The organism is Rhodococcus globerulus, assembly GCF_019334125.1.
GTDB lineage: Bacteria > Actinomycetota > Actinomycetes > Mycobacteriales > Mycobacteriaceae > Rhodococcus_F > Rhodococcus_F globerula.
This window is the reverse complement of sequence record NZ_CP079698.1, coordinates 645,278-664,465: the sequence shown is the minus strand read 5'-3', so window position 1 is coordinate 664,465 and position 19,188 is coordinate 645,278. Positions and strand designations below refer to the sequence as shown.

Sequence of the window (19,188 nt, the reverse complement as noted above, 5' to 3'; positions counted from 1 at the left end):
CACAAAAGCCATCGCTCTGTGTCGCACTTCACTTTTGTATCTCACCCATCGGGAAGTCGCATTCGACATTGTCCGATCGCTGATTATCTACGGCTCTCAGTGCAACTGCCCAGGCAGTGCCGCCTGTGAACTGCTGTGCCGTCTGCAAAAGGAGAACCTCGAAGTGAAGCCCAACAAGACCACGAAGCTGGTTGTGGCGCTTGCTGCCACCGCCGCTCTGGTGTCCGCCTGTTCCGGTGCTCGTGGCGACGACCCGTCAGCGACGTCGAACGGTGCATCCGTTGCGACGGCCGACGCGGCGTCGAAGAGTTCCGATGCCAAGTTCGGAACCCTGGATTCGCCGTGCGGCGACGGAGATGCGAAGGGCGCGACGGATCAGGGTGTCAGCGACACCGAGATCAAGATCGGCTTCGGCGACGACCGCGGCTACGTGAAGTCGCCAGGCCTCAACAAGGAGATGAGTGACGCGGTCAACGCCCTCATCTCGTGGTGCAACGATCAGGGCGGCATCAACGGCCGCAAGGTTGTCGGTACCGACTACGACGCGGCGATGACGCAGGCCAACTCCGTCATGCAGGAAGCCTGCGCCAGCCAGTTCATGATGGTCGGCCACGGATTCGCGATGGACCAGACAGCAGAGCAGACCCGCGTGGCCTGCAACATGGTTGCCGTTCCCGGATTCACGGTGTCGCCCGACGCAACCAATGGTCCGATGTCATTCCAGGGTGTGCCGATGCCCGTCGACTACTCCAATGCGGCAGCATGGTTCCAGATGGCCGAGATGCATCCGGACCTGCTGAACGACTTCGACGTCGTCAACAGCACGATGCCGGCAATCATCAACTCCACCACCAAGACACGCGCAATGGCCGCGGCTGCGGGCTTCAAGCTCAAGGACTGCGGCGTGACCCTGAACTACGAGGGCGAATCCAGCTACGTGCCGTTTGCCGAGAAGTTCAAGGAATGTGGCGTCAAGGGTATCTGGACCTCCCGTTCGGCCAGCCCGGCCGAGCTGAACTTCGTCAAGTCTCTCGATCAGGTCGGGATCGATCCGATCTTCTTCGGTGAGGCCACCTGGTACGGCGAGGCTGTTTCGGCCTGGAACAAGGACACCGGACTGCTCGACAACCTGAACGCGGACATGATTTTCCAGATGCTCGAGAATGCCGACAAGGTTCCGGCTGTGAAGCAGTACTCCGACCTGGTATCCGCAGGTGGCGGCAAGACGGCACTCCTCGGCATGCAGGCTGCATCGTCCTTCCTGCTGTGGGCCACCGCTGCGGATGAGTGCGGCAGTGACCTGACCCGTCAGTGCATGGTCAACGAACTGTCGAAGATCGACGACTGGGACGGCGGCGGATTGCATGCCGCTACCGATCCGGGCAAGAACATGCCGGCTACCTGCGGCCTCATGACGTCGCTGAATGGCGCCGAGTACTCGCAGGTATTCCCGGCGACAGCCGGCGAATTCAAGTGCGACCCCAAGTACCTCATCGCCAACGACAAGAGCATCTGGGGCACCGATCTCGATGCCGATCGAATCTCCACGAAGTACCTCAACGCGAACGTGATCAAGCCGCAGGCCTAATTCGCAGGACGCCGGTGGCGCTCATCGAGTGCCACCGGCTGTCCTTGCGCTGAATTTCTGGACACAAGCCTCATCCGCAACGACGGGCTCGGCATTTCAGTTCGCCTGGGACACATAAAGGTTCGCGTCGTTCCGGAAACAAGAAGCTACCCTCGATTACGCGGTCGCACCGTCAGGAAGCCACCAGATCATCGATCTGGTTGGTCGCAGACGAGGCGCCTTCAACGACACCCATGTCAAGCACCTGCTGCAACGCCTCAGCGGACTCGTAGGTGCTCACGTAAGTCGCGCGCGTGCCACCGTCGTGCTCGGTGAAAGTGAAGACGTTCTTCGAAACCGGCAACTCGGGATTCTTGTTGAAATCCTCGTCGGCAAAGCCGTCGTCGAACGAGAAGCTCGTCGGTTCGTCGGTAGCCGTAATCTGCCAATATCCTGCATACTTCTCACCGTCCGGGCCTGTCATGAAGTAGGTCGTGCGACCTCCCGGCGCGAGGTTGTGCTCCACCACGGTCGCCGGGTAAGTCGGTGGGCCCCACACCTTCTCCAACTGGCGTGGGTCGGCGTAGACCTGCCAGATACGTTCCACCGGCGCGGCGAATTCCGCGACAATTGTCAGCGTTCGGGTGTCTATGTCCTGCTGGACGTCCGTCACAGGCATGGTTCAGCCCTCCTTGGGCGAGTCGAGTGCGATAAGTTCGTCAATACGTCCGATGCGGCCGCGCCACACTTGCTCCAACTCGGTGAGCATGGCCGCCACCGACCGCAACGCCGTCACGTCGCCGCTGGCGAGATGCTCTCGACCGCTGCGTCGCTTGGTGATGAGGCCGGCCTTCTCCAACACGGCGACATGCTTCTGCACCGCAGCGAAGCTCATGTCGTACTTCGCAGCGAGCGCAGAAACCGAGTGCTCCCCGGCCAGCACACGGCGCATGATGTCCCGCCGCGTCCGGTCCGACAGCGCACGGAACAGTGCGTCCGCGCGGTCCTCGTCATCTCCGTTCACACCACCAACGTACAACCAACTGGTTGTAGATGTCGACCCCTGGCCACGCCCATAGGCTCACCCGGGATTACCGTCAGGGCGCGACGATGCAACCGGGCCCGAACGGCACACCCGGGTTCACCGTCACCGTGTCGATCGGTCCACCTGCCGACGTCTGGTATGCCATCAGAGAATGCTCGCCAGGGGCAGTAGGAGTCCACAAAGTAAACGCATGACCGAGAATCACCGGAGATAGGTAATAGGGATTGATCGTGTCCCAGATAAGTTCCTGCGGAAAGAACGTCGACGCACGGTTGAAGTCGACAATGGAGACGCCAGGCTCCGAGGAAGCGGCCGTCTTCGCCACCACCAGGTACGTGCACCCGGCACCATACGGGGTTGTCGGGCCGCCACCGAGCCCAGGAACTACCGTGACGTCGACGACCTCGGCTGAAGCAGTCGGGGCAAACCACGCGGCGACCGCTGCGCAAACAACCACGGCAAGCGAGGAAACTCGGGTAGCACGGGAAGCTCTCATACCAAAAGGTCGGTTTAATGCGCCGGAGTGTTACTGCGCACCGAAGCCGACTCGCCCGCGAAGTCGTCGTGCGATGCACCACGTCACCACAATTCAAGGCGCGCAACTGAACTGGACTTCATCACATGGTCCGTCAAACCCTCGAGGTTGAGGGTCAGGCCGGAGCGTCGCGCGCGCGCTCAACGACCCAGGCAGCAATCTGAGCTCGTGAGGTAAAGCCGAGTTTGACGAGAATATGCTCGACATGCCCCTGAGCGGTTCGCTGCGAAATCACGAGTTGGGCGGCAATCGCCTTGTTGGTCAGTCCTTGGGCCACAAGGCGGGCAACCTGCCGTTCGCGTTTTGTCAGGACGGCGTCCACGGAGGTCGTTGCAACCGGCGACTGCTCTCGGAGGGCGTAAGCGACCGCGTCGCTGAAACTCAGAGCCCTCCCCTTGCGGTGATCCGTCTCGAACGCTCGCTTCCCCAGCGCACGACGGGCAAGCTGCTCACACTGCTCATGGTGAGCAAGGAGTTGGAGGTACAGGACGGTGGAGCTACCCACTGCCCGCCGCAACGACTCGGCGGCTCCCAATAGGACGGCAGCGCGCGCTGCTTCGCGCCGCTCGCTCGCGATCCACGCCAGTGCCTCGAGGTCAGCGGCAGCTATGAGCGGGTCATCAACCAGCCACGTCAGCCGAAGGCCCTGCTCCAAGAGCCGAGCGGCACGTGCGCCGTCGCCCTGTCGCCACACGGCGACTCCGGTTGCCCACAACGAGTACGACCGATACACAGATTCCCGACGCGACTCGGTTATCGCGAGCACCTGTTCATGGCAGGCCGTGGCCCAAGTCGCGTCGCCCTGCAATTCGAAGGTCCATCCCAGCGCCTGCAGGACCGCAATGCCTACTCGCGATACCTCGGCTCGAGCGTCGTACCACTCGCGGGCGTCGCTCAGCCGTGCTCGTGCTGTGGACAGATCACCGCCGTAGAGCGCCAGCATTCCGCCTGCCGCAGCGATGAGCGCGTCCGTCGCGGGGTCTGCTAGTTGTTCAGCCAACGCCAGACCCTCGTCGACCAGCGCGTTCCCCACCGGCAAATCGCCTTGCATGCCGGCGAGCAGAGCATTGGCGTACAGGGCTCTGATTCGTTCCAGGGTCGGAACGCGCGACTGGTCAGCCAGCACGCGGTCGAGCCAGTGCCGTCCTTCACTGTGGCGACCGCGCGAAACCCAGAAAGGGAATAGGGCGACCGCAATTCGCACCTCGGCCACGATCCCGTCGTCACCAGATTCAGTCGCACTGAACTCCATTGCCTCACGCAGGTTCGGTTGCTCTCGGTCCAGTCGCTCGATCAGTTCCAACTGCCGCGGACCGATCCAGTCGGCCTCCGCATCCAGCACCATCTTCAGGTACCAGTCACGATGACGGCGCCGCAACGCCGTGTACTCATCGGCCGGACCGATCTTCTCCCTACCGTAGGCACGTAACGTCTCGAGAATCCTGTACCTCACCACTTCCCCAACCTGCTCACGCGCAAGGATGGATTTGTCGATCAGCGAAGTCACTGTGTCGATCACTTCTGCCGAATCCCGATCTTCTGCGCAGATTTCTTGCACGGCGTCGAGTTCGAAGCTGCCCGCGAACACTGACAGGCGCGCCCACAGCCGTTGTTCCTGCGCGGTGCACAGCTCGTAACTCCAGTCGATCGACAGCCGCAACGTCTGCTGGCGTGGTGGCACACCGCGGGGACCGCGAGTCAGTAACGAGTACCGGTCGGTCAGCCGCTCCACAATCTGGTCGATCGACATTGCCCGCAGTCGTGCTGCCGCCAGCTCGATCGACAGTGGCAAGCCGTCGAGATGATGGCAGATCCTGGCCACCGCGACTCTATTGTCTTCGGTGAGTTCGAATCCCGGCACTGCTGCGGCCGCCCGATCCTCGAACAAGCTCACCGCATCGAAGCGGGCCATCGCCCGCAGGGAAGGATTGCCCTCCCAGGAAGGAACCGTCAACGGTGGAACCTGGAGCACCGATTCCCCGCCGATACTGAGCGGCTCGCGACTCGTGGCCAATATTCGTAGATCCGAGCAGGTGCGCAGCAACGTGCCGACCAGCGCGGCGGCCTCGTCGACCACCTGCTCGCAATTGTCCAGTACCAGTAGGAGATTCCGCGAGGCGAGAAACTCCACCAGTACGTCTTCGAGCGGGCGCGCAGACGGATTTCGTACTCCCAACGCGGTGGCCACCACGTCCACCAGCAACGACCCGTCGCGCAACTCGCCAAGCTCGACCAGACACATTCCATCACTGAATCCGCCGCGCATTTCCGCTGCCACGTGCAACGCGAGACGTGTCTTACCCACGCCGCCTATTCCGGTCAAGGTCAACAAACGCGAGACCGACAGCCTCGCCCTGGTCTCGATCAACTCACGGCGACGCCCGACGAAACTAGTGAGCTCGAGAGGTAACTCTCCGGTCGAACTCCGCACGGCCCGCCCCGCGTGGTTATGCGGTCGAGCCGACGAAAACTCTCCGCTGATCGAAGGTGCGTGAGGCGAATCCCCTTCTTGCCGTGGATAATCCGGTCCAGACAACAAAGCCATGTCGTCAACAGCAAAGCCCTTGGCGACCTGGACCTGTCGCAGTTCGTCGCCGAAACTCGCAGCAGATGCGGGGCGTTCTTGCGAATCGCGGGACATCGCCCGCTCGATGACCGCGCTCACGTCCTCATCGATGCCTTGCTCACGCAGATTCGGGACGGGCTCTGTGGTGATCCGAAGAAACTGCGCCACCACTTGCTCGCCGCTGCGACGTTCGAAAGCGGCATGACCGGTGACGGCGCAGAACAAGGTGGCGCCGAGACCGTAGATGTCGGAGGCAGCGCTCGGTGGGTCACCTCCGAGCACTTCGGGGGCAGTGAACGCCGGAGATCCGGTGACCGTGCCGGTGGTGGTCTTGAATCCTCCCGAGATGTGGGCGATGCCGAAGTCGGTGAGCGCCGGCTCGCCGTAATCGGTGAGCAGGATGTTTGCGGGTTTGACGTCGCGGTGGATGATGCCATGGCGGTGTGCGCTCTCGAGAGCACCGGCCATCTTCACGCCGAGGCGAAGCGCCTCGGCTGGTTCGAGCGGGCCATCGCGGCGAATTCGGGTTTCCAACGAGTCACGCGGGTGGTACAGCATCACAATGTAGGGGCGATTTCTTTCGGTAACGCCCGCCTCCAGCACTCCCACGATGTTCGGGTGCCCCGTCAGGCGTCCCATCGCCCGCTGTTCACGAACGAAGCGCGCCTGCACTTCGTCATCGAGGTCGGCGGTGAGGACCTTCACGGCCACACTACGGTCGAGCGAGGACTGCACGCATCGGTAGACCACACCGAACCCGCCGCGCCCGATCTCCTGCGCCTCGTCGAATCCGGCCGCGCTCAACTCCTCGGTAATCGTCGGGACCGCGGCACGTTGAGTCGCGAGCGGATCGGAGTCGGCCATCGGGTCGTCCATCTCACCACACCGCCCTCGCGACTTCGGTCAGGGAGAAGGCGCACGGCACTTGCACTCATCTCGAAATGACTTACCTAGGATATGCCCGACGGGCGCGACGATGTCCTATTGCTCACGGGCCTCACCTAGCAATCCAGCCACGTTCAAACGACACTCTCAGCTCGAAAGTCGGTGAAACCGAGGTCTTCGTTCAGACCGTGCCGGACATTGTCGCCGTCGAATTGATATGTGTGAAAACCTTGGGCGTGGAGCATCCCGGCGCCGAGCGTGGCGTCGGCCAATCGGTCCATCAAGATGAAGCTGCCCATGTCCCGGTTCGCAGAGAGCGTGCAGCAGCGGACGTTTCGATTCACCGGCACCTCCGCCGGTTCGAGGACCCCCACCCGTCGCGGGCCTTCACGATCAGCGAGCTCGCGCAGCACCTCGGAAGTCGACCCGTTACGTGTCGACAGACCAGATCCCGATGATCCGAACTTCATGCTCCGGTCCCCTCAAAAACGCTGCAGGCGAACTGCTGCCGTACTTGCACCAGGCGTGGGTCACGAGCGATTCCAGCCGCGCGAGGAGAGCGTCGTAGTCAACCACGTAGGCGTGTGGTCCCATGTGGAACTCGAAGTCCGGCGCATCAGAGTGATCAATGCCAATGACGGGAAGGAAGAAGTTGCGCGGGCCACCTGCCTGACTTGGTCAGGCGCGCCACTTCTTCATGGAAGATCTCTCCGATCTTGATCCCGAACCCGCGCGCCACTTTCAACTGTGCTGTTGCGGCCATGCCCAGCTTGTGACTCAGTGTCGGTTCACATATCGGCGCCCACCGCACTCGCCCGGCTTCGATCTCGATACCGCACGCAGATAGCGGTAGGACGCCGTAAGCAAGACCCGCTTCGATGAGATCCTTCGCGACTTGAAGTGAGTCGGTCGCAAATCGAGAGCTGAACTTAACGTCAAGCCGCAGAGCTGTGTTCTCGAGGGTATTGCCTATGCCAGTTCGAGAGCTGGGCAGTACCAGAGGAAAGCCCGCGAGTTCAGCGAACTTGATTGCACGATTCGGTTGTAAACCCGACGCCTGCCCACCGACGAGGACAAGATCCTCAACCAGAAGGTCGCTGTAGAACAGGCGCTCGTCCGGCACCGAATTGATAATCGCACTGTCGAGAGTATCTTTAAGCAACTCTTCGACAAGTTTGTCTGTAGGCGCAACTGTCACAAAGAAATTCACGTTCGGGAATGTCGCAGACAGGCTCCCCAGCAGTGGGGCGGCCAAGATGCCCGCAGCCGTCTCCGGCAGTCCGAGACGGTAGCCTCGCTCGACTCGTGCCAAGGGAGACCCGGCGTATTGGATCGCGAGTTCTAATTGGCGCAATGGTGCGGAAGTGCTCGCACGCAACCGTTCGCCCTCTTCGGTCAACTGCATCCCGCGAGCGGTTCGGACAAAGAGTGTCACACCGAGATCATCTTCGAGACGACGCACCTGACGGCTCAATGCCGGCTGAGCGATCCCGAGCACGCTCGCGGCACGAGTCATCGAGCCTTCGTCGGCGATACACAGAAAGTATTTGAGTCGATGCGTGTCCATGGTCGATCCAATTCTGCCAGCCATAGCAGTTTGATATGACTCAATGCCTGAAATCGGTATTGGCATTGAATGTGACTGCTGTCATAGCCTCGCTACAACGGAGTCCCAACGGAATGTATTCGGCTTCCACCACCGAAACGATGAGAGGAGACCTCAATGGAGGGACTGGAGCGGGACTGGTCCGATGTCATGGGTTTCGATCGGTTGCCCACCCATATTGTCGGGAAACGCGTGACCGAACTAATGGACCTGACCGGCAAGAAGGCGATTGTGATCGGCGCCGGTGGCGATGGTTTGGGTCAGGCCGTCGCAAATCGCCTTGCCGGACTCGGTGCAGATATCGCACTGGTCGGCCGGACTTTCGAGAAAGTGGAGCGGCGGGCGAAGGAGATCGAACAGCGATGGGGTGTGAACACCGTGCCGATCGCTGCTGACATGTCGGATTGGGATCAGGTTCATCGGGCGGTAAGGGATAGTCATGCCGCACTCGGCGGACTCGACATCATGGTCAACAACCCCGTCATGGTTGTTGCCGGCCCCTTCGAACAACATACGAAGGAAGATATCGACCACACGATGCTGGGCAGCCTGACAATGATGATGTATGGCGCGCACGCAGCGCTTGAATATCTGCTGCCGCAAGGATCGGGCAAGATCATCAACATCGGGGCCGTCGGAGGGCGAATGCAGCACCGCGGTCTGGTTGTCTACAACGCCGCTAAAGCCGGCGTGATCGGGTTTACCCGTAACCTCGCGCATGAAATGGCGCCTCGCGGTGTCAACGTGTTGGGTGTAGCTCCGGGCATCATGATCAAACCAGACATGAGGGAGTACCTCCTCGATCCTCAGAACGACAGGGAGCGCGCTGCACGTGGCGCCATCGTGGAGGCGATAGACAATTACGTGCAACTCGGCAGGGTAGGTCTGCCCGAGGAGATTGCCAACATGGTTGCGTACTTGGCTACGGAAGCTGCCGATTACATGTGCGGCCAGACCATTGATGTGGCCGGCGGGCAGTTCATGAACTGAGTCGCGCTCGTGCGGCCCCAAAGCCGACATGCAAACCCTATCTCAAATTGATTGCACACCAACACTTTCGAATGAAATCATATCGCTGCCAGCGGTCTTCGCGGTGTTGATTCAAATGTCTCGAGCGGTTGACTCGACTCCGGACGCAGGTCCCGCATCAAGCGATAACTGTCGTCGGACCGTCACAACCCCATTCAACTGACAACTCAATGGAGAGGTCATTCATGTCTCACATCAACGACATGCTGGACACCGCCGTTACACAAACCGGTCTCAACGATTTCGGTGACGACTCGTTCCGGGAAGGCCTCGAGATCCTCCTCACCGCTCTCCGCGATGAAGCGAAGTTGAATGCCGTGGGTGAATCGTTCTTGCGCGACCGCATCATCTTGCACCTGACGCAGCGACTTCAGGTCGAGGACTGGTATCGGCGCCACCCAGAGATTGACGATGGTTCCATCAAAGCTCCACTGATTGGTATCGGCCTGCCTCGCACCGGATCAACAGCACTGTCGCTGCTGTTGGCTCAAGATCCCTCGGTGCGTTACATCAAGCGGTGGGAATCGTCACAACCGTGTCCACCTCCGTCAACGGTGCATGGGGTCGACCCGCGCATCCCGCCGGACCTGGGCGAGATGGTCGGTTCGAGGCATCATGTCCCCGTCGACACTCACGGGCCGATGGAGTGTCATGATCTGATGGCGCTGGACTTCAAGTCGCATATGTTCCATTCATTCGCTCAGATACCTTCCTATTCAACGTGGTTGATCGAAAAGGCAGACCTCACTCCGACATACGAGTATCAACGTCGAGTAATGAAGCTTCTTCAATGGGGCGAGCCGACCCGACATTGGCGGCTCAAATGTCCGTCGCACGTGATGTCACTCGAGCACCTCGATCGAGCTTTTCCCGATGCACGATACGTCATGACACATCGTGATCCGACCGATGTCATTCTCTCCGTGGCTGACCTGTTCGCCGACATCATCGCGGCGTTCACCGACGATGTCGACAAGCACTACATAGGCCAACTCAACGTCGAACATTTGTCACTGGGTATGGAACGAACATTGAAATTCCGCGCCGACGGTGCTGATGAACGGTTCTACGACATCGACTTTCGCGCCATGCAAGCCGATCCCATTGGTCAGGTCGAAGGCCTGTACGGATGGCTGAGAGAGCCGGTCAGCGCGCAGTTCGAAGATCAGATGCGTCAGTGGTGGACACGGGCCGCCGCTGAGCGTGAGCCCAGCATGCGCGCAGAACCGGCGGAATACGGGATCGATTTCGACCAGGTACGGCCACTGTTCACGCAGTACATGGACAGCGCCCACCGTTGGACCAATCGTCAAACCACTGAACAGTAAGGAAGATTGATGTCTGTAGATCTGACCGGCGGTATCGATCGCTCACGTGAGTACGTCTTTTCCGAACGCCCCGAGGATCCGGAGATGCGGGACTCGGTGAGTTTCTGGGTGCTCGACGATCGCGGCGAAGTTGGGCTGCCACGCATCGGGATCGAGGCCATCTCCAAGAACTGGGATGCGCACGACATCCAGGTCAATATTGCTTTTCCGGATGGACGAGTATTCCGGTTGCGCGAAACTGCCCCATCTGTGCCGGCCGCCGGTGTCGATGGACAGCCTACGTTGTTGGGCGCCGGTGGATTAGAGTTCCGCTGCCTCGAGCCGTTCGATACCTGGACGATGACATACGACGGGAAAGCAGTCCAGACCTCCTCTTCGGACCTGGTAGACGGCAACACGGATGGCCCACTGGTCAATGTCAGCTTCCACGTCGAAGCGAAAATGGCCGTTCCACCGTGGGTGCAGGGAGCGCTGCTCAGCGAGGCAAGTGCTCAGCTGACATCGTCGGTAGAAGGCGGCCTCATGGGCGGCCCCCGCTACGAACAGTTGTTCCGCGCTACCGGTCGCGTGGCAGTAGATGACGGCGAGGAGCACCGTTTCACCGGAACCGGTCTGCGGATCCGCCGCCAAGGCATCCGCAAGCTCGAGGGATTTTGGGGGCACTGCTGGCAGTCGGCAGTATTTCCCAGCGGTCGTGCGTTCGGCTACATCGCGTATCCGCCACGCGACGACGGACAACCCACTTTCAACGAAGGCTACATCTTCAATGGTGAAGGCAAACTGATCCCGGCGCGAGTCGTGCAGGCTCCGTGGCTGACTCGGTTGAGGCCGGCAGGCGAGGACGTCTCGCTTGTCCTCGAGACTGCTGACGAGACATTCAGCATCGAGGGCGAAACGGTGTTCGGCGCACACGACGTTCATCACAACGACAAGACGTATTCGGCGCAGGGACTCCAAACCAATTTCCCGTCGGTACACCAGGCCGGGGTGCGCTACAGGTGGGACGGCGAGCAAGCCTACGGAATGCTCGAACGCTCCAACCCTCTGAACAAAATCTCCGTGGACTGACTCCGCGCCGCTGTCGAGCTCTGGTCGCCGAGATCTCGAATTTCACTCGGCTGAGCCACTGTCAGTGTGACCGCTGCCGGCCGTACCCGCTTCGAATAGTGCGACATCGCTGAATATATCGACGGTCAAGCGAAGGCCAAACTGCACCCTCTCACGCAAGCAACCCGGCGGTGACAGCGGCGAGGTCACTAGGCACTCGCCCGTGACCAGACGACTGAGCCACGAAAGACACCCTGTCCGTTACGTATACACGATCTCACCCATCTGTCTGGGAATACTCCACGAGAAGGCAAGCCCATATGAAACAACTGACACATCTCGAGCGCCTAGAGGCGGAAAGCATTCAGATATTCCGAGAGTCGGTGTCCGAGAGCGAAAATCCGGTGATGTTGTACTCGGTCGGCAAGGACAGCGCGGTGATGCTTCATCTGGCGATGAAAGCATTTCATCCCTCGAAACTGCCGTTCCCCTTGCTTCATGTCGATACAACCTGGAAGTTCCGGGCCATGTACAAGTTTCGCGACACGATCACAGAAAAGCTCGGCGTTGATCTGATCGTTTACAAGAACCCCGAGTGTGTCGAGAAGGGCATCAATCCGTTCGATCACGGCTCCGCCACTCACACCGACATGTGGAAAACGGAGGGGCTCAAGCAGGCGATCGACCTCCACGGCTTCGACCTGGCCTTCGGAGGTGCCCGCCGAGACGAAGAAAAGTCTCGCGCCAAGGAGCGAGTGTTCTCGATTCGCACTGCCCAACATCGGTGGGACCCGAAACAACAGCGCCCCGAGCTGTGGAGTCTCTTCAACGCGCGCAAGGCGCCGGGTGAGAGTGTCCGGGTCTTCCCCTTATCGAACTGGACCGAACTGGACATCTGGCAGTACATCCACCGGGAAGACATTCCTATTGTCCCGCTGTACTTTTCATCTCCACATCCAGTCGTCGAGCGCGACGGAACACTCATCATGGTCGACGACGATCGAATGCCCCTGTCGCCGGGAGAGGTACCGGTGACCAAGAACGTCCGGTTCCGAACGCTCGGCTGTTACCCACTCACCGGTGCTGTCGAGAGCAACGCGTCGACCCTCACCGAAATCATTCAGGAAATGCTCCTTACAACGAGCTCGGAACGGCAAGGTCGTGTGATCGACCACGATGCGAGCGGATCCATGGAGCGCAAGAAGCAGGAAGGCTACTTCTGATGGCGCACTCAGTCAACGACCTTGTCGCAAACGGCATCGACACGTATCTCCAACTACACGAGAACAAAACGATGCTGCGGTTCATCACGTGCGGCAGCGTCGACGATGGCAAGAGCACACTCATCGGGCGGCTCCTGTACGACTCGAAACTTGTTTTCGCAGACCAACTTGCAGCCCTCGAGAACGACTCGAGGAAGGTGGGCACCCAGGGAGACGAACTCGACTTCGCGCTGCTGCTCGACGGGCTGACCGCCGAACGGGAACAAGGCATCACGATCGACGTCGCCTACCGTTATTTCTCGACCGAGCGCCGCAAATTTATCGTGGCCGACACTCCGGGTCACGAGCAGTACACCCGGAACATGGTGACCGGTGCATCGATGGCAGGCGTTGCCGTGATCCTCGTCGACGCGCGGAAAGGAATCCTGACCCAGACCCGACGGCACGGCTACCTCGTGTCGCTACTCGGCATACGAAATGTCGTTCTCGCGGTCAACAAGCTCGATCTCGTCGACTTCTCCCAAGAAGTATTCGACGATATCGAAACGCAGTACCGGGCCTTTGCGACGGAGGTCGGTCTCGACGACATCGTCTGCATTCCGATGTCCGCCCTGCGTGGTGACAACATCACGGAGGCCAGCCCGAACACCCCCTGGTACTCGGGACCGTCCCTGATGGAACATCTCGAAACAGTCGAGATCGCCGATGACATTCAGACGCGCCCTTTCCGCCTGCCCGTGCAGTGGGTCAACCGGCCCAATCTCGACTTTCGCGGTTTCGCCGGTCAGATAGTGGGCGGCACAGTGAATTCGGGCGATCGTATTCGCATCCTTCCCTCGGGCGCAGAAAGCACCGTCGCCCGGATTCACACAGCCGACGGCGACCTCGATCAAGCGGTCGCAGGCCAATCCGTCACTATTGTTCTCGCCGACGAAGTCGACGTGAGCAGGGGCGACGTAATAGCTGCAGCGTCGTCTCCACCAGCCGTGTCGGATCAGTTCGAGTGTCACCTCGTCTGGATGAGCGAGGAGCCGATGCTTCCCGGCCGGCAATACCTGATGAAGATCGGGACCCGTACCGTCGGCGCGAGTGCAGCTCAGCCCAAGTACAAGGTCAATGTCAACACTCTCGAGCAGACAGCTACACGCACTCTCGAGCTGAACGAGATCGGAGTGTGCAATCTCAACCTCGACCGACAGATTCCCTTCGACCCGTACACCGAGAACCGGGAAATGGGTGGCTTCATCCTGATCGATCGTTTCACCAACGCGACAGTGGCAGCAGGGATGCTCCACTTCGCGCTGAGGCGAGCCGACAACGTCCACTGGCAGGCCGTCGAAGTGAATCAGCAGGCCCGTGCTCGACTGAAAGGCCAACGCGCGGCACTTGTCTGGTTCACCGGCTTGTCCGGTGCAGGAAAGTCGACCATCGCCAACCTTGTGGAACAGCGACTATTCGACCTCGGCTTTCACACGTATCTCCTCGACGGTGACAACGTCAGGCACGGACTGAACAAAGATCTCGGTTTCACCGATGCCGACCGTGTGGAGAACATCCGCCGCATCGCGGAAGTCTCCCGGTTGATGGTCGATGCGGGAACCATCGTCCTGGCGTCGTTTATCTCGCCCTTCCACGCGGAACGTCAGTTGGCACGTGATCTGATCGGCGATGGCGATTTCGTCGAGGTCCACGTTGACGCGTCTCTCGAGGTGGTGGAGGCCCGAGACCGAAAGGGACTGTACGCGAAGGCAAGGCGGGGCGAACTGTTGCACTTCACCGGGATCGACTCACCGTACGAACCGCCTGAGGCACCGGATATTCGACTTGACGCAAGTGGCGATATCTCAGCCGAGGCATCGGCTGAGCTCGTAGTTGCCCATCTGCGCGCGGCGGGCATCCTCGCACCGGAAATGGATGTGTGAACTTTCATGGACGATCACACACTCGCCGCAACGCTGGCTGCAGAAGCCGGCGAACTGTTGCTCGAGATCCGCGCCGAAGGTGGCGCGGTGGGAGACAAACGAGCCAACGAACTCCTGCTTCGCAGGTTGGCGGAACTGCGTCCTGATGACGCAGTGCTGTCAGAAGAAAGCGCGGACAATCCGATTCGACTCGAACGTGATCGCGTCTGGATCATCGACCCCCTCGACGGAACACGGGAATACGGCGAGCCCCCACGAAGCGACTGGGCGGTGCATGTCGCGCTCGCCGTCAACGGGACGGCATCGGTCGGAGCCGTTGCACTGCCCGGGGCCGATCTTGTGTTGCACACAGGAGATCCGCGCGGTGTTCCGCCCGCACGGACGGGGCCACTGCGCCTTGCGGTCTCCCGGACCCGCCCGCCGGCATGTGTCGATCACCTCGCCGAGCACTTGGGCTCGACCCTGGTTCCGATGGGTTCGGCCGGAGCCAAGGCGATGGCGGTGCTGCGGGGCGAGGTGGACATCTACGCGCACTCCGGCGGTCAGTACGAGTGGGACTCCTGCGCACCGGCCGCCGTCGCCGCAGCATCGGGCTTGCACGTCTCTCGACTCGACGGCGCACCATTGCGGTACAACATGCCCGATCCTTACCTGCCGGACTTGCTTATCTGCCGTGCAGAAGTGGCCGAGATGGTACTCGAAGTGCTACGTAGTCAAACGATTTCAGACGTCCGACCATAATCTGGCGCATACCAGCTTGCCATTCGAGGGCTCCCGAGGTTCACCAACAGATGTCAGAGGCAATGATGGCTCGATCCAGATCCTTCCTGACCGCAACAGTCGCTGCGACCATTTCCGCCACGCTCATCCTGAGTGGATGTAGTGGCTCAGCCTCTGATACCGGTGACCGGAACGCAACCACTGCTGGCGAGCCGGTGCTCGGTGGCATCGCTCGCATCTTGCAACCGGCTGAGCCTCGGTCGCTCGATCCGGCGGCACTGACCAACAGTTGGGCACACCAGCCCGTGATCGGCAATGCCCTGTACGGGACACTGATGATCAACGACACCGTCACCCTCGAGATCGAATACACGATGGCCACGGACTTCTCCACCACCGACGACGGGACCAATTTTGTCTTGACGCTGCAACCAGGCTTGACGTTCACTGACGGCAACCCGCTCGACGCCGCAGCGGTCAAGTTCAATTGGGACCGCCTACGCGACCCTGCCCTGGGATCGACCTCGATCCGCCAGGCCGCACAGGTCACCTCGACCGAGGTCGTCGATGCAACCACGCTGAAGGTCGCGCTTGTGTCCGCCAATCCGAACTTCGCCCAGGGGCTGATCAACACCGGCATGAACTGGATCGCCTCCCCGACCGCCTTACAGAAGGGACAAGGCGAGTTCGACAAGGCACCGATCGGTGCGGGCCCGTTCACCCTGGCCAAGTGGACCCGCCAGGACACGATCGAACTCGAGAAGAACCCGCGGTACTGGGATGCGCCGAAGCCTTATCTCGACGGCATCACGATTCGAATGCCGGCCGATAGTACTCAACGGGTCAACACGATCACGACCGACGGTGCGGACCTGTCCTCGGAAGCTAGTTGGATGACCTTGTCCAAGGCCGAGGAGGCGGGGTTCTCGACCGAGGTCGTGCCGACCGGGGGTGGACAGTTCATAGCAATGAATAGTCGCCGGGCGCCTTTCAACGACGAACGGGCCCGTCAGGCAGTCGTTCTGGCTGCCGACACCGACGCTCTCAACTCGTCCGTCTATAGCGGCAAAGGCCAAATCGCACAGACACTGTTCCCTGAGTCCTCACCGTTTTACACCGACATCTCGTTGCACACTCAAGACAAGGAGAAGGCACAGAAACTGTTCGACGAGTTGGCCGCGGAAGGTAAGCCGGTCACTTTCACCTTTCTGTCCTACCCGACCACGGAGAGCAAGTCGCTCGGCGAGAGCCTGCAGGCGCAGCTGAACGCATTCAAGAACGTTCAGGTCCAGGTCGAGGTCGCGGACTATGCCGCCGTCACAGCACGAGCAGGTTCTCGCGACTTCGACACGATGATCTCGACCGCCGTCATCGCTGACCCTGACTACGCATTGTGGACCGCATTCCACGGCCTGTCCCCCGGTAACTTCACCGGTATCAACGACCCGGAACTCAACGCCGCACTTGACGCCGGTCGCACCAGTACAACAGTAGAAGGACGCAAGACAGCGTACGAAACCGTGCAGGATCGACTCGTCGCTCTGACTCCGGTCCTGTGGACCATCCGACCCGCACCTTCGGTCATGGCGGGCAAGAACCTGCGTGGTATCGAGATGTACGCCTTGGGTTCACCACTGCCCGAGGAGCTTTGGTTGCAGAAATAGCCAACCATCGGCCACCGCATGACTGACGTTCTTGTTCCCAACGCAGCACACATGCACTCCGATCGGCACTACACCGCGATAAACGGTCTGTACGCGTCGTGTTCATCGACGACATCACGAGCCTTGACGGCCTGGAACCCTACCTCGGGTTCGGCGAGTCGCAATCGACGCGGACTTGGCCAACCGACGACCGAGATGCCGAATGCGGTCGACACCCACCGGCTGCTCGGAGCCGGTGATACTGAGAGAGAGCAGAACTCGGCCGATCGGATCGAAGATCGGTGCGGCAAGGGCTTTGAATGCAATCTCATCCGAGTCCGACAGCTCATCGAACGAGATGAGAACCTCGTCGACCTTCTGGAGCATCTCGGCGAGGTTCTGCTCCGCATCGTTGTCCGTCGGCTCACTCCGCAGCCGTTGAAATGCACCAGTCACGTCCGGAGAGGGTATCGCGGGCATGACGCTGAAGCCCCGTGTGCGCACCTCCCGGAGGAAGCTGCGGTAGCGCTCGGAACGGTCGGGAGTGACGTCGCCGCGTTCGAGCCACGCAGAGACGTCGTCGTCCCAGGCCACGAACACGGCGCCGATCGGTGCGAGCAGCGGTGAGCGGTCGCCGACGTAGGCGATGCTCGAGGTGAGTGGCTCCGGGCCGCGACGGGCGAGGAAGATGACGTCTGTGCCAGCGATACCGGAGAGCCCGACCTCGACATCGAGCTCGAGCGACAAGACCTCGGCCTGTTCAATTGCCGCTTCGATCGCCGGGTGTTGTTCGAGCGCAGCGAACCCAGTTGCCGCCAGCGCAGGCCCCAGCACGTAGGTGCGATGAACGGGGTCGCGGATGAGGAACCCGGAATCACACAGCACGGCCAGCGTGGCGTGGGCCGAGGCGATATTCATTCCGAGATGCTGCGCGAGCTCGCTGATCGTGAAACCCCGCGACGGGTGGGCAGTGAGGAACGAAACGATATTCACAGCACGGACGGACGCGGGTGCAGCTCGGGCCATGCGGTAAACATATCGGACGTCTACCTCGAAAACCATTTTTCAGTGAAAATGATTTTGTTATAACAAGGTCGGCATTAGACCCAGCGCGCTTGCCGAATCACTCCCGCAGTTTGCGTCAATATAGCGGCCTGGCGAACCCACACTCGACCTTCATGTCCGCTCTTCGAGGTCCGCGTCGTGAGCCGCCGCCTCACCTCGGTCCAGACCGGTCAGTTCATCGATCTCCGCGGGCTCGAGCGCGAAACCGAATACATCCAGGTTCTGCGCTTGCCGTTTCGGATCCACTGATCTCGGCACCGCGACGATATCTTGCTGCACATGCCAGCGCAGCGCGATCTGAGCTGGTGTCCTGCCGTACTTTTCGGCCAGAGCGACAACGATGGGTTCGCGCAGAAGGGTGCCGTCACTACCGAGCGGGCTCCAGGCCCCAGTCACGATTCCGTGGCGCGCGTGACACTCACGCGTCTGCAGCCGCGCCAGCGTGGTGTTGAGTTGAATCTGATTGACCGCCGGTACCTGCCCAGTCTCCGAGATGAGACGTTCGAGGTGCGCGGGTTTGAAGTTGGATACGCCTACCGACCGGATCAACCCCTCGTCAACGAGATCGAGCATGGCCGTATAGGTTTCGACGTAACGGCCCAGGCGAGGCCGCGGCCAGTGAATGAGGTACAAATCAAGATACTCGAGGTCGAGCTCCGTAAGTGACCGCTCGAGCCCGCCCCGAACGTCCCTCGAATCCTCGTCTTTACCCTGGATTTTCGACGTGACGAACATTTCCGACCGCGCAACACCGCTGCGATTGACGGCCGCGCCGACCGCCTTCTCGTTGCCGTACGCGGCGGCGGTGTCGAGGTGGCGGTAGCCAACCTCGATCCCCGACGCGACGGCACGCTCGGCGTCGGCACCGGTCAGTGGCCAGGTGCCCAGTCCGATTCGAGGGAGAACGGCCCCTGAGTTCAGGGTGATAGTGCTAGGGGTCAAAGTCATGGGGAGCTTTCCGCATTCGGCGACATAGGTGTGTGGATAGGGTCGGATATCAATCAGAC

Annotated in this window: 16 protein-coding genes; 8 read left to right on the top strand and 8 right to left on the bottom strand. The window is 60.7% G+C overall.

Translation table 11 applies throughout. The features are described from left to right. Positions 1-163: 163 nt before the first annotated feature. A complete protein-coding gene (locus KYT97_RS03065; RefSeq protein WP_219111745.1) occupies positions 164-1,588 on the top strand; it encodes an ABC transporter substrate-binding protein in 1,425 nt (474 codons plus the stop codon). 172 nt (positions 1,589-1,760) lie between these two features. On the opposite strand, the gene KYT97_RS03060 is transcribed toward KYT97_RS03065, so the two are convergent. The 6 genes from KYT97_RS03060 to KYT97_RS03035 all read right to left on the bottom strand — a co-directional run bounded on the left by KYT97_RS03060 (position 1,761) and on the right by KYT97_RS03035 (position 8,165). Then, positions 1,761-2,246 carry an SRPBCC family protein gene (locus KYT97_RS03060; protein WP_219111744.1) on the bottom strand — a complete coding sequence of 162 codons (486 nt, stop codon included), beginning with the start codon at positions 2,244-2,246 and terminating at the stop codon, positions 1,761-1,763. 3 nt (positions 2,247-2,249) lie between these two features. Then, positions 2,250-2,591: an ArsR/SmtB family transcription factor gene (locus KYT97_RS03055; protein ID WP_095886239.1), complete on the bottom strand. Its 342-nt coding sequence runs from the start codon at positions 2,589-2,591 to the stop codon at positions 2,250-2,252. A 73-nt stretch (positions 2,592-2,664) separates the two neighbouring features. Beyond that, positions 2,665-3,108, bottom strand: coding sequence for a hypothetical protein (locus KYT97_RS03050; RefSeq protein WP_219111743.1), 444 nt, complete (start codon positions 3,106-3,108; stop codon positions 2,665-2,667). Between the two features lie 154 nt (positions 3,109-3,262). Further along, positions 3,263-6,577 carry a protein kinase domain-containing protein gene (locus KYT97_RS03045; RefSeq protein WP_219111742.1) on the bottom strand — a complete coding sequence of 1,105 codons (3,315 nt, stop codon included), beginning with the start codon at positions 6,575-6,577 and terminating at the stop codon, positions 3,263-3,265. A gap of 155 nt (positions 6,578-6,732) precedes the next feature. After that, on the bottom strand, positions 6,733-7,068 hold the full coding sequence (locus KYT97_RS03040; protein WP_219111741.1) for an adenylyl-sulfate kinase: 336 nt from the start codon (positions 7,066-7,068) through the stop codon (positions 6,733-6,735). A 155-nt stretch (positions 7,069-7,223) separates the two neighbouring features. Then, positions 7,224-8,165 carry a LysR family transcriptional regulator gene (locus KYT97_RS03035; protein ID WP_219112792.1) on the bottom strand — a complete coding sequence of 314 codons (942 nt, stop codon included), beginning with the start codon at positions 8,163-8,165 and terminating at the stop codon, positions 7,224-7,226. A gap of 156 nt (positions 8,166-8,321) precedes the next feature. Between KYT97_RS03035 and KYT97_RS03030 the strand changes: the two genes are divergently transcribed. The 7 genes from KYT97_RS03030 to KYT97_RS03000 all read left to right on the top strand — a co-directional run bounded on the left by KYT97_RS03030 (position 8,322) and on the right by KYT97_RS03000 (position 17,137). Beyond that, the gene (locus KYT97_RS03030) at positions 8,322-9,194 is read left to right on the top strand and encodes an SDR family NAD(P)-dependent oxidoreductase (RefSeq protein ID WP_095886235.1); all 873 of its coding nucleotides are present in this window, start codon (positions 8,322-8,324) and stop codon (positions 9,192-9,194) included. A gap of 224 nt (positions 9,195-9,418) precedes the next feature. After that, the gene (locus KYT97_RS03025; protein WP_219111740.1) at positions 9,419-10,561 is read left to right on the top strand and encodes a sulfotransferase family protein; all 1,143 of its coding nucleotides are present in this window, start codon (positions 9,419-9,421) and stop codon (positions 10,559-10,561) included. Between the two features lie 9 nt (positions 10,562-10,570). Continuing rightward, positions 10,571-11,629 (top strand): hypothetical protein, encoded by a 1,059-nt coding sequence (locus KYT97_RS03020; protein ID WP_219111739.1) that lies wholly within the window; start codon positions 10,571-10,573, stop codon positions 11,627-11,629. 233 nt (positions 11,630-11,862) lie between these two features. Then, complete coding sequence (gene cysD / locus KYT97_RS03015; RefSeq protein ID WP_257013346.1) at positions 11,863-12,831, top strand: sulfate adenylyltransferase subunit CysD; 969 nt, start codon at positions 11,863-11,865, stop codon at positions 12,829-12,831. After that, positions 12,831-14,753, top strand: a complete 1,923-nt coding sequence (gene cysN, locus KYT97_RS03010) for a sulfate adenylyltransferase subunit CysN (protein ID WP_219111738.1) — start codon at positions 12,831-12,833, stop codon at positions 14,751-14,753. Before cysD ends, cysN begins: the two co-directional genes overlap by 1 nt. 6 nt (positions 14,754-14,759) lie before the next feature. After that, positions 14,760-15,494, top strand: coding sequence for a 3'(2'),5'-bisphosphate nucleotidase CysQ (locus tag KYT97_RS03005; RefSeq protein WP_219111737.1), 735 nt, complete (start codon positions 14,760-14,762; stop codon positions 15,492-15,494). Positions 15,495-15,544: 50 nt separating this feature from the next. Continuing rightward, positions 15,545-17,137, top strand: coding sequence for an ABC transporter substrate-binding protein (locus KYT97_RS03000; RefSeq protein WP_245006003.1), 1,593 nt, complete (start codon positions 15,545-15,547; stop codon positions 17,135-17,137). 114 nt (positions 17,138-17,251) lie between these two features. On the opposite strand, the gene KYT97_RS02995 is transcribed toward KYT97_RS03000, so the two are convergent. Both KYT97_RS02995 and KYT97_RS02990 read right to left on the bottom strand, forming a co-directional pair. After that, on the bottom strand, positions 17,252-18,142 hold the full coding sequence (locus KYT97_RS02995) for an IclR family transcriptional regulator (protein ID WP_219111736.1): 891 nt from the start codon (positions 18,140-18,142) through the stop codon (positions 17,252-17,254). Positions 18,143-18,292: 150 nt separating this feature from the next. Beyond that, the gene (locus KYT97_RS02990; RefSeq protein ID WP_219111735.1) at positions 18,293-19,129 is read right to left on the bottom strand and encodes an aldo/keto reductase; all 837 of its coding nucleotides are present in this window, start codon (positions 19,127-19,129) and stop codon (positions 18,293-18,295) included. Between the last annotated feature and the right edge of the window lie 59 nt (positions 19,130-19,188).